The organism is Streptococcus mitis, from assembly GCF_002096845.1.
Classification (GTDB): domain Bacteria; phylum Bacillota; class Bacilli; order Lactobacillales; family Streptococcaceae; genus Streptococcus; species Streptococcus mitis_A.
Map to the genome: position 1 here is coordinate 1 of NZ_NCVK01000028.1, position 12,550 is coordinate 12,550.

Consider the following 12,550-nt stretch of genomic DNA (forward strand, 5'->3'; position numbering starts at 1 on the left):
ACTCTTCGAAAATCAAAGAGCAAACTAGGAAACTAGCCGCAGGTTGCTCAAAACACTGTTTTGAGGTTGCAGATAGAACTGACGAAGTCAGCTCAAAACACAGTTTTGAGGTTGTAGATAAGACTGACGAAGTCAGTTACCTATACCTACGGCAAGGCGACGTTGACGCGGTTTGAAGAGATTTTCGAAGAGTATTAACTTCACACAAGGGAAGTTGGGAACTGAGAAATGTTTTTTCTCAACAAGCACTATTCTTTCACACCACCGATAGTCAAACCTTTTACAAAGTAGCGTTGGAAGAATGGATACAAAATCGCGATTGGAAGGGTTGCAACCACAACCATGGCCATACGACCTGTTTCTTTCGGTAGAGCAACTCCCAGTTGACCAGTCAAGCCGACCGCTTTGGCAATGTAGTCCATATTTTGTTGGATTTGCATGAGCAAATATTGCAATGGATACAAGTTGTCACTCTTGATGTAAAGAAGGGCGTTGAACCAGTCATTCCAGAAACCAAGTGCTGTCAAAAGCGTGATGGTTGCGATACCTGGTAGTGACAATGGCAAACAGATTTGGAAGAAGATCCGGGCTTCACTGGCACCATCGATACGAGCAGATTCTAGAATGGCTTCTGGAATGGTCTTCTTAAAGAAGGAACGCATCAAGATGATGTTAAATGGTGAGAGAAGCATTGGAACAATCAAGGCCCAAACAGTGTCACCAAGTTGAAGTAAACGAGTTACCACGATATAGCCCGGTACCAAACCAGCGTTGAACAACATACTAAGAAGGGCAAAAATCGTAAAGAATCTGCGATACTTAAAGGTTGTCCGTGAAATAGCGTAGGCATAAGTTGTTGTGATAAAAACGTTTGTGATAGTCCCCACCACTGTTACAAAGACTGAGATGAAGAGGGCTTGGAGGATTTTATCCTTAAACTGTGCCAAAAATTCAAAACCGTCTAAACCGAATTGGGATGGGAAGAAGCTATATCCATTTTGGAGGATACTCTTTTCATCTGTCACCGAAATAACGATAACGAATACAAAGGGTAGGATACAAGAGAGGGCGATCAAACCAGAAATAATACTGAAGAAGATATCTGCTTTCTTACTGAAGGAGTGAATGCCGACATTATCAATTTTTTCTTTTTTAATTTTCTTTTCTGCCATATTCTCCTCCTTTCTAGAACAAGGCTGAGTTTGGATCAACTCGTCTTGCCAGTAAGTTTGATAGGATAACCAGAATCAAGCCAACAACTGATTGGTAGAGACCTGCTGCTGAAGCCATCCCAATATCCGCTGTCTGGGTCAAACCATTATAAACATATACGTCCAAGACGTTGGTTACGTTATAAAGCTGACCAGCATTGTGGGGAATTTGGTAGAAAAGACCGAAGTCTGCACGGAAGATATTTCCGACTGCAAGGATGGTCAATACAGTTACCAACGGTGTCAACTGTGGAATAGTTACATTGCGAATTCGTTGCCATTTGCTAGCCCCGTCCACTGTCGCTGCTTCGTAGTAAGTTGGATCAATTCCCATGATTGTCGCATAGTACATGACACTGCTATATCCAAAACCTTTCCAAATACCTAGGAAAAGTAGGAGATATGGCCAGATACCCAAGTCAGCGTAGAAGTTGATTTCCTTCATCCCAATAGACTCTAGGAAATGGTTGAACACCCCTTTATCAATGTTTAGGAAGGCATCTGTAAAGAAACTGATAATAACCCAAGACAAGAAGTAAGGAAACAACATGGAAGTTTGGAAGATCTTAACCATTCTCTTAGAACGGAGTTCACTGAGGATAATGGCAATCCCTACTGATACAATCAAGCCAATAAAGATAAAGCCAAGATTGTAGAGGACAGTATTTCGTGTGATAATAAAGGCGTCTCTTGAACTAAATAAGAATCTGAAATTATCGAGTCCGACCCATTTACTATTCATGATACTATCTATGAAACCATTACTGGTCATGTGGTAGTCTTTGAAGGCAACCACGTTCCCAAATACTGGAATGTAGAAGAATAGAATCAACCAGAGCGCCCCTGGTAAAACCATTAAGAGAAAGATCCAGTTGTCTCTCAAGGTCTTTGAAAACTTATTCATAATTTCCTCCCTTTTTATTTTGATATCCATCTAAAAATTCCTTTTTAGACTTTTGATAACGATTACATTATTAGTATACTCCTATTTGAAGGTTAGGTTAAACTACTAATTATAGAAAAAACTCCACAAATTATTTTATGTGGAGTACTTTTTAAGCAAGGGATGTTTCACGGGAAACACTCTGAGTAAGGCACGGTGTTCTTGTTTTTAAGTCGTGTAGATGGTTGAAGCTGTCGCAATGGTATGCCACTGGTTGGCTGTTGTGGCTGCGAAGTCCTTGTCTGCGTAAAAGTCAGTAAATGGCAGAATTTCCACTTCTAACTCGTCGATGCGGTCCAGCTGATCAGCCAGATAAGCCTCGATACGACTTTCTGCTCGTTTGATTCGTTGCAAGAGTCCGCCCATACGAATATCGACCGTATCCAAACCAAAGACCTTGTTTTCTTTCAACCATTGGTGGCTAAAGAGAGCATGGAAGTCTTCAACCTCACTTCTGAGTTTTGGCAATTCTTCTCTGGCAATTTGTTTCAAGCTGTCTTTGTCATCCGCTTGATAGGCTTGGCGAATGCGTCGTCCTACATCTACTTTACTGCTTAAAATAGCATTCAACTGGGCCTGAGTTTCAAAGAGATAGGCATAGTTCCCAGCTTTTTCTTTAATCTCAGCAAGCGTCTCAGAAGCCTGAGCGAAGTGCGGTTTGTCCTGTTCAGGAGTCATGTGTCGGTCAAAGATCGGACAGAGAATATCCTGATAAAAGACATAGCGGTTAGGATTGATTCCACTGAGATTGCCTGGTAGGTCTGGTAAAAGGTTGGCTAGGTCAATCTGCATGAAATCCTCAACTGATAGACCTGTATTAGTCTTGAAGTTAGCAGATAAACGGTCTAGGTCATTGCAATAGCTGAGTTCTGCCCAGATTTGCAGACTTGGTAGGATAGAAAACTGAGCTGTCTCACCACCATTGTCCCCCCAACCAGTTACGATGACTTCTTTAATCTGATTGGCACGGCAGGCCTTGTTCGCTTCAAGAGCAATGAGCCGGCTGAAATGGTTGTTAGGTGTGAAACCAATCCACTTCCAAGCTCCCCCTGCAAAGGCAAGGTCGTGGCTAATCTTGTGGTGATTGCGGAAATTACGATTGTATTTTTCCTCGCTATCCTGATAATAGTCCCAGTAAACCAAGGTTACACGGTCTTTGAGACGATCTAGGTAGACACGCGTTTTCTCTGGAATTTCCACATCACGGTCGTACTGACCATCCGCTGACATGAGTTTAAAGAACATATCACTCCACATCTGACAGTGGAAACCATATTTGTCAGCAATATCCAGCACGCGCTCCAAGTGTTGGCACATGAGGAGACTACGGTCCACAACACCGTTCAAGATAAGGTAGCATCCCAAGCCAACCAAGTGGGCTTCGTCCATCCCGATATTGACCTTACGGGTTTGCAGTTTAGACAAAGTGGCAAACATGCCATCAATCAGGTCATAAACCTTTTCTTCGCCAATGAGGAGAATATCCTCTACATCACGGAGCTCCTGCACTTCTTTGACACCCCATTTGACAAAGGCTGATAAGTGAGCCAAGGTCTGGATGCAGGGCACAAAGGTCATATCAAACTGCTGGGCATAGGCTTCGATTTCCTGCAACTCTTCTGCTGAATAAGCCCCACGGAAATAGCCAAAGTAAGGCTGCCCTTCAATCTGGTAGGTATCTTCCATGTAGAGCTCAAAGGTTGAGTAGCCCATGAGAGCCAAGACCTCAATCATCTGCTTGGCAGAAGCCACATTCAGCACCGCATTTCGAGAACAGTCTGCCATATAGGCTAAATCTTCATAAGCTGCTTGTTCCTCAATCTCTACCTTGTCACCTTCTGCTAGGAATGTTGCCAACAGGGACAAGGCACGATAAAGTTGGTGAGGTTTGCGGTAGGTCAATTGATAGTGGCCACCCTCACCCTTGATAGAGATAGAGGCTTGGTCAGACTGAGCGACTGCTACCTCTACATCTGGTAGAGAAATGTGACCTTTTAAAACCTCAATAGCTTGCGTTTGTTTGGAACTAAGTCCTGTAAAAATTACCATTGATTTTCCTCCTGTAGCCAGTTGACAAGGGCACCGTAGAGATTGGCATCTGCATGATAGGTGCAGGCTTGGATAACTGGAGCAATTGTATATTCTTCATATCTTTCCACAAAGGAGGCAACTGCTTTTTGCACCCCTTTGATAAAATCTGGATTTTGACTGATAGAGCCTCCCAGACTGATGACATCTGGGTCGATGAGATACTGAATATTGAGCAAGCCTTGCGCCAGATTGCGGTTCATGCGCTCAATGGCTTCTTGACAAAGGGCATTTCCTGCTGCGGCCTCTTGGTAAATCTTGCGACCGTCCCAGTCAGTCTGACCAGATTTTTCAATCACGTAGCGCACCATATTTCCAGTTGACGCTAGTTGCGACCAGTTGTTGAGCTTTTCAGCAGGGGCAAGGGTTGTCATGTAGCCAAATTCCCCACCCAGGCCGTGGCGACCTCGATGAAGTCTACCATTGATAATCATGGCTCCGCCAATCCCTGTCCCAATCACGACGCAGGCTGCATTTTCAAGCTCTGGATGAGCTAGTAGTTCACTGAGCCCAACGCAGTTGGCATCATTTTCTAGATGGACAGGAATCTGATAAGAACTAAGCGCCTCATACCAAGAAAAGCCGTGGATATAAGGCACCGCACTGAAGCCATCAATCACACCTGTCTCTTGATTGACCGCACCTGGAACGCTCATAGCAATCCCGCTATAATCCTGCTCTGACAAGCGCTGGTCTAACCAAGCTAGTAAATCCTCCAAGTTTTCTGGTGTTGGAATACTTGTCTTATCCAGTATTTTCCCATCAGGAGTCAGACTGGCAAACTTAATTCCAGTCCCTCCGATATCAATTGTTGCAATGGTCATTGTTTTTACCATAAAAAGGGGCGAATCAGTAGTTAGTTCTTACCTTTTCGCCCCTCCTTTCTCTTTATGTTTACTTTTTGAAATTAAATTTCTTCTTTTTTGATGAATTCTGTACGAATCTCTTGTGGTGAAATGAGGCCTCTATGAACTGGGTATGGTCGTTCAAGTAGGTCAAGGAAGAGATGTTGACTTTCCGGTACACGTACATTTTCACTACACATATTGTAGTAGCGAAGAACATAGCCTTCTTCATTTTCAGCTACCTTAAAGGCTGTTGGACAGATTTGCGGTATGCTGAGAACAGAATGGCTCAAGAGGCTACCAGTCGCAGCCACGCTTCCTTCTTGTTTAGCAAGCTGAAGGCTGGTAAACGGTGTCTGCAAGGCTTTAGCACGACGATAGGCTGAGAAGCGTTCTTGGGCTTGGTGGCATTCAAGCGCAAATTCGACTTCAAACTCCCGCAAGCATTGTGCTTCTGGTGTTGGGAAGTAACCCCAGTCACCTAACTCACCTGACGCACGCAGAATGGTCACTGCAATAGTGTCGTCTCCAAGGATTTCGTATTCATTCAATCCCTTGTTGGATACGGTCACACCTTTTTCATCGTCATACAGACTAACAAAGGCTTGTTGGTGTTGAGGATTTTCAGGATTTTCCCATGAAGCTGCTGGTTTGTTTGGTCGTGTCACCACCTCATAGATGCTTTCGGAATCATTGCTTGGACGCGTGTTATGAGTCTTGACCAAGAGACGGATACGGTGGTCTTTGGCAGTGTTAGTAAAGCGAGTCTTAAAGCGGATTTGTGGATTGTCAACAAAAACAGTCAACTCAGTTTCAAGAGGAATGCTTGTCAATTCTTCTGAACGTCCAGCCTCACGCTTCATAAACTCGATGATACCTTTTTGCTCTTCTTCTAGCTTTTCATCTGCACTGACAGGCACGGTCAATTCATGTTTGAGCAAAATCTTAGCGTAGCGAGCTGTGTTTTCCAAGACCTCGTAGCCTTTAAGCTCTGCATAGATTGGCTCTGTTCCTTTTGGTTGGAAATAGATATACTCATTTCCGATGTCCCCACGGTCTTCGAAGCGGATAAAATCTTCATAGGCTTCATGAGTTGTCTTGTCATAAACTGTGATGTTGTCATCCACACTGACCGTTACAAATGGTGTATCAATCACTCCGTTTTGGTAAATACCGTCACGGTGTTCTTGTTCTCCTTCCAGCAATTGGAAGGTTGTCCAAGAAAGCGGCGCTAGGTGAACTGGAATAGTCACGCGCACTTGTCGAGCGATACGAGCTTGGCGGAACTTGTCTTTTGGTAAATCGTACTCAAAATTAGCCCCAAGGTCTTCGATTTTAGCCTCTACAGGACGCCCATCCAAGTCCTCCACACGGTAACTTGGCAAGGTAAGAGCAGCCATCTTCTTGTAACCTTCTGTTGGGTGCAATTCCTTGAAATCACAAGTCGCCACATCAATTACTGTGCTGACAGTATCAACCTTATCATGCAAGCCTGTGTTAATAACAGTAAAGAGATAATCACTTTGAGCCTTAGCTGTAGCGATTTTACCCTTCCACTCGTTGAGAAGATTGGTCTTAACAAAGTTTCCGACTTGATTAACCTTGGCAAAACGGATTTCCATCTCACGATGAACCTCGTCCACGCTACAGCCACAGATACTATCATGTGGCGCATTTTGCAAAAGTGTTTTCCAAGCATAGGTCAACTGGTCCTTGTGGTTGTGGCCCCCAGTGATAATCGTCAAGGGTTCTACAACTTGCTCTAGCAAATTACTATTTTCTTGGAAGGCTTGTTTGAGGTAAATACGGGATGAAGAAGTGTTGGCAAGTGTGTACCAGCCGTCTGTTTCCTGACTGGTCAACTCACCTGTAACCGTTGATAATTGCTCTGGTAGGGCACTTTCCACGGCTTGGACATATTCATCAAAAGAACTATGAACAAAGGTTACATCTGGGAAGAGTTCATTTGCCACACGAATGGCTTCACTCAAATTTTTCTGGACAGGCTGATGGTCACAGCCGTTCATCATCAACCACTGGTTGGTCGAAGCATAGTCACGCACGTCTGCCAGTTTTTGTTTCCAGAAGGTCAAGGCCTCGTCTTTATCAACTGGAATTTCATTCCCATTACTATACCAGTTGGCAAAGAGGATACCGAGGACACGACTTCCGTCCGCACCCTGCCAGTACATTTCTGAAAACTGGGAAGTAAACTGCTCATCTTCGAGAACTTGGTTGTCAAATCCAATCGGCTTCACACCACGACCAAAGGCCGCCACGTGAATACCTGATTTTTGAAGGATTTGAGGCGCTTGTCCCATATTTCCAAAGGTATCTGGGAAGTAACCAATCTGGGTTGATTTGCCCCATTTGGCAGCTTCTTGCTGACCAATAAGAGTATTGCGGACATTGGCTTCACTTGAAATCAAGTAATCATCCTGCAAAATGTAAAAGGGACCAATTTTCAATTTTCCTTCGTCAATGTAGCGTTGAACTTTGTCGCGATTTTCAGGGCGAATCTCCAAGTAGTCATCAAGGACAATGGTTTGTCCATCCAAGTGGAAGCTCTTGAACTCAGGGTCATTTTCAAAAAGATCAAAGAGATTATCAAACAATTCCACCAACTGCATACGGTGGCTTTCAAAAGGCAAGTACCACTCACGGTCCCAGTGACTATGTGAGATAATATGTACGACAACATTTTCCATGAAGTAAAACCTCATTCTAAATTAAATTTTTAATGTTTTAAATGTAAATTTGTGATTCTGACAAGAATCAGTTGCGCTAATACTCAATGAAAATCAAAGTGCAAACTAGGAAGCTAGTCACAGGCTGCTCAAAGCACTGATTTGAGGTTGTAGATAGAACTGACGAAGTCAGCTCAAAACACTGTTTTGAGGTTGTGGATAGAACTGACGAAGTCAGTAACCATACCTACGGCAAGGTGAAGCTGACATGGTTTGAAGAGATTTTCGAAGAGCATTAGCGAATATCCAAGTAATCCAAGACCAATTCACAGAACATCATGTTAGCCCAAGAGAACCATTCGCGTGAGTAGAGGGTCGGATCATCTACGTGGAAGCTTTCGTGCATAACACCTGTTCCACCATCACAAGCAACCAGCTGATCTAGCAAGAATTTTTTCTCAGCTTTATCTGTAGCTGTCAAGCCTTGGATAGACAGAGCAATGGGCCAGATATAGCGATAGAAGGTATGAGAACTTCCGAGACCGCTAGCGTATTCTCCTTGGTAGAAGTATGGATTTTCAGGGCTCAGAATGGTACGACGAGTTGCTTGATACACTTCATCGTTGACATCGCAATAGCCCAGATAAGGCGCAGCCAACAAACTTGGTACGTTTGGATCATCCATGATGCTGGCATTTCCTAGACCATCTACTTCAAAGGCATAAATCTTTTCGCCCTTGCTGTTGGTGGTGTAAGCATAGTTTTCGATACCTTCTTGGATTTCAGTCTGGAGACGCTTAGCATCAGCAATAACACTCTGGCTATCAGCTAGGGCTAGTTCTGCGAAGATTTCTTGCACATACCCCAAGACAACTACAGCGAACATATTTGATGGAATCAAGTAGCTATATTGACAACAATCATCACTTGGACGAAAAGCTGACCAGGTCATTCCTGTCACGGCAAAGTCAGGACCAAAACCATCATTTACCAAGGTGTCTTCCTTACGATCCGTATCCCGGACAAAACGATAAGGAGAGTTCTTGTGGTCTTGTTCTACCGTCCACAGATGGAGAATTTCCTTAGTCGCTGTGACAAAAGTTTCATCAAACTGACTAGTCTCGCCAGTCTCTCTCCAGAGGAGATAAGCCAACTGCAAAGGATAGCAAAGCGAGTCCACCTCATACTTGCGTTCCCAAATCCAGCCATTCAGGTCTGTGTGGTCAGTCTCGTGGTGCCCCTTCCAGTTTTCCTCAATGTTGAAGGAATTGGCATAAGGATCCTTGAGTACCAAGGTCATCTGACGTTTGACCAAACCTGCAATGGTCTGACGCAGGAGGGGATCTCTTTTAGCCACATACAGGTAGGGTCTGAGTTGGGCTGTCGAATCTCGAAGCCACATAGCAGGAATATCTCCTGTGAGTACAAAGGTTGAACCATCTTCTAGGATTTCAACCGTATTGTCCAAGGTGTCTGTATAGCAACGCTCAAAGATATCCACCCACTCTGGATGGTCCTTAGCCCGCTCCGCTACTTCATCTAGCCATTCTCTAACAATTTCTTTTGAATAAATCATCGTGCAGTATCCTCTTTCAAACAAGTTTCATTTTCAGTATATAGCTTTTGAGACAGAAAATACATACACAAATGATAGTCATTTTTCTACAAAATAGTTATCTTTGAAACTCCTTTTCTAAAGGCCCCATTTTTCTGATATAATGTAGAAAAACAGCTAAAGGAAAGACTATGAAACCACTACTTGAAACCATCGATACCCGCTTTGGGACTGCCAGCAAGCATGCCTTTTCTCGGGGAAATACCCTGCCATACACAGGCCTTCCTTTTGGGATGAATTACTTTGTGCCCCAGACCAGTGACCAGGAAGGATCTTGGTTTTTCGATCCACATCTGCCTATCTTTCAGGGGATTCGATTAACCCACCAGCCCAGCCCTTGGATTGGCGACTACTCTTGGCTCCTCCTGACACCTGTCACAGGCCAACTAGGTGGAGACAACCTCTTTCATCGTCAGTCTTCCTATGATATGGATAAGGCCTCCTTCCAACCTCATTATCTGAAGATTTTCTCCCTGCGCTATCAGATTGAAAGTCAGCTTACACCGACTTGCTACGGTGCTTCTATTCGTTTGGAGCAAAAGCAAGGCAAATCCCTCTCCCTCTATCTTCACGCAACAGATGAGCTGACAGTAGAGCAAGTAGATAAGAGGAATCTTGCCCTGCGACAAGAAGGAAAAACTGAGACCAACAAAAATCCACTAACTATGTTCACTGCCCTGCAAATGAACACGGATATTCTTGCTATCAGCCAAGAAGGCGAAGACTGGCGAATCGACTTAGCAAGTAGGCAAACTGAGATTCAGCTAGCGACTTCTTTCATCTCTCCTTCTCAAGCACTGCTTAATCTACCTCAAAAAGATTTTGATAGCTGTAAAGCAAATGCCCAAGCGGATTGGGAAAATTTCCTCCATCGTTTTGATGTTGTAGAGACAGGAGAGGCTGACCGAACCTTCTTTGATCACTGCCTTTACAGACTCTTCCTCTTCCCACAGACTTTTTATGAGATTGATGAATCAGGGCAAGCCATCCACATGGATCTGGCTACTAATACTGTCAAGCCTGGTGTCCTCTTCAGCAACAATGGTTTCTGGGATACCTTCCGCACCACCTTCCCCCTCTTTGCCCTTATCATACCGGAGCACTATCACCGCTTTTTAGAAGGTTTTCTCAATAGCTACCGTGATACTGGTTTTCTTCCAAAATGGCTGGCTCCAGATGAACGGGGTATGATGCCAGGTACACTTTTAGACGGTATTATCGCAGATAGCGCCTGCAAGGACATGGCTCCCGACTTGGAAGAAGAACTCCTTCAAGCCATGCTTGAAACAGCCAGCAAGTCCGACCCTCTCGGCATCAATGGTCGTCACGGACTAGCCCAATACCAAGAACTTGGCTACCTCTCTACCGACCACCACGAAAGCGTCAGTCACACTCTTGACTATGCCTATAGCGACTTTTGTATCGCCAGCTGTGCTGAAAAACTTGGTCAGAATGACATCGCGGAAATCTATAGGACTGCTTCACAAAATTACCGCCATCTATTTGACGCTGAGACAGGTTACATGCGAGCGCGAGACAAGCAAGGCAACTTCCGACCTGACTTCTCTCCTTATAGTTGGGGACTCGACTATGCCGAATGCTCTGCCATCCAAGCAACTTTAGGAGTCCTCCACGACATTCCAGACTTAATCCAGCTTATGGGTGGAAAAGAAGCCTTTAGCAACTATCTTTTGAAAACCTGTCAGGAGGCTCCCCTCTTTGAGACAACAGGCTATGGCTACGAGATTCACGAAATGAGCGAAATGGCTACTGCTCCTTTTGAACAACTCGCTATTTCCAATCAACCGAGCTTCCACATTCCTTATCTCTTCCGTTACAGCAACTACCCTGACTACACTGCCCTTCTTATCAAGACTCTCCGTCAGAAAGCTTTTCACCCAAATTGGGAAGCTTATCCTGGCGATGAGGATAACGGCAGTCTCTCGGCCTGGTACATCTGGTCAGCTCTCGGATTTTATCCGACCTGTCCAGGAAAACCAAGCTATGACCTCGGAATCCCTCTCTTTGACCACCTCCGAATCTATCTGGCTAAAGAAGATAAGTGGCTAGATATCCATACTAAACAAAACCACAGCCATTTTAACTTTGTAAAAGAATGTCGACTAGATAATACCTCTATAACTAGCATTCAACATCAAGACCTCCTAAAAGCTGAGCAACTAACCTTCACTCTTAGCTGGTTGCCAAGCCAGTCATTCACTTCCTGAAATGCAAAAATCTCCTAGCAGGCTTTCCTGCTAGGAGATTTTCTTGTGAGAGGTACTTGCTTAAGCTTTGAAAATCGGATTTATCATCTGATGTTTATCAAACAATCTACCAATTAAGCTTCTTCGTCTTCTTTACGACGACGGCCTGCAAGACCAAGACCAAGTAATGCACTTGCGGCAGCTGCTACCATAGCTACAGTAGAATCTGCTGTACCTGTATTTGGTAATTCTTTAGCTACTTTACGAGCATTTGCTTGAGCTGATGTTGCTTGGCTACCATTAGATGCTGCCTTAGCTTTGTCAGCGTCTGTCAAGTTGCTTGGATCTTTAACTGCTGTTGCTGATGGATCTTGAACACCTTCTGAATCATTAGCTTTCGCTACTGCTTTATCAGCTGGAATTACTGCTGTTGAGCCATCTGGGAAGCTTACAGTTGTTGTTCCATCTTTACCTACTTTAACATCTGTTGCTGTTGGGTTTGATTTCTTAACTTCTTCTGCTACTTTAGCTTTTTCTGCGTCTGTTAAGTTAGCTGGATCTTTAACTGGTGTCTTAGCTTCTGGATCCTTAACTTCTGTCTTAGCTGGAGTTACAGGTGTGACTGGAGTTTCTTCTTTCGCTTTTTCTACCAAGTCGCTTGATGGAATAGTTGCTGAAGAACCAGTTGTTGGATCCGTTACGGTTGCGTTACCTTTGTCATCAACTGTGACGTTCTTACCTGGGTTCGCTTTTTCAACTTTATCCTTAACAGCTTCTTTTTCTTTGTCTGTCAAGTGTTCTGAATCCTTAACTTCTGTCTTAGCTGGAGTTACAGGTGTGACTGGAGTTACTGGTGTTGCTTCTTTCGCTTTTTCTACCAAGTCGCTTGATGGAATAGTTGCTGAAGAACCAGTTGTTGGATCCGTTACGGTTGCGTTACCTTTGTCATCAACT

Annotated in this window: 8 protein-coding genes; 1 reads left to right on the forward strand and 7 read right to left on the reverse strand. The window is 44.1% G+C overall.

Going from position 1 to position 12,550, the window contains the following annotated elements:
• Window positions 1-248: 248 nt before the first annotated feature.
• From B7695_RS06170 to B7695_RS06195, 6 genes are all read right to left on the reverse strand, one after another.
• A complete protein-coding gene (locus B7695_RS06170; protein ID WP_084890472.1) occupies window positions 249-1,172 on the reverse strand; it encodes a carbohydrate ABC transporter permease in 924 nt (307 codons plus the stop codon).
• Between the two features lie 13 nt (window positions 1,173-1,185).
• On the reverse strand, window positions 1,186-2,115 hold the full coding sequence (locus B7695_RS06175) for an ABC transporter permease (protein ID WP_084890484.1): 930 nt from the start codon (window positions 2,113-2,115) through the stop codon (window positions 1,186-1,188).
• A gap of 207 nt (window positions 2,116-2,322) precedes the next feature.
• A complete protein-coding gene (locus B7695_RS06180; RefSeq protein WP_084890474.1) occupies window positions 2,323-4,203 on the reverse strand; it encodes a beta-N-acetylhexosaminidase in 1,881 nt (626 codons plus the stop codon).
• On the reverse strand, window positions 4,197-5,066 hold the full coding sequence (locus B7695_RS06185; RefSeq protein WP_192855740.1) for an ROK family protein: 870 nt from the start codon (window positions 5,064-5,066) through the stop codon (window positions 4,197-4,199). The genes B7695_RS06180 and B7695_RS06185 overlap by 7 nt, the downstream gene beginning before the upstream one ends.
• A gap of 83 nt (window positions 5,067-5,149) precedes the next feature.
• Entirely contained in the window at window positions 5,150-7,795 is a 2,646-nt protein-coding gene (locus tag B7695_RS06190; protein ID WP_084890478.1) for an alpha-mannosidase, read from the reverse strand.
• A gap of 274 nt (window positions 7,796-8,069) precedes the next feature.
• On the reverse strand, window positions 8,070-9,350 hold the full coding sequence (locus B7695_RS06195) for a glycoside hydrolase family 125 protein (RefSeq protein WP_084890480.1): 1,281 nt from the start codon (window positions 9,348-9,350) through the stop codon (window positions 8,070-8,072).
• Window positions 9,351-9,520: 170 nt separating this feature from the next.
• Between B7695_RS06195 and B7695_RS06200 the strand changes: the two genes are divergently transcribed.
• Window positions 9,521-11,617, forward strand: coding sequence for a GH92 family glycosyl hydrolase (locus tag B7695_RS06200; protein WP_084890482.1), 2,097 nt, complete (start codon window positions 9,521-9,523; stop codon window positions 11,615-11,617).
• 113 nt (window positions 11,618-11,730) lie between these two features.
• Here B7695_RS06200 and B7695_RS06205 read toward each other — a convergent pair.
• Window positions 11,731-12,550: MiiA motif-containing surface protein (locus tag B7695_RS06205; RefSeq protein WP_142358871.1), on the reverse strand; the 820-nt coding region annotated here is incomplete at its 5' end.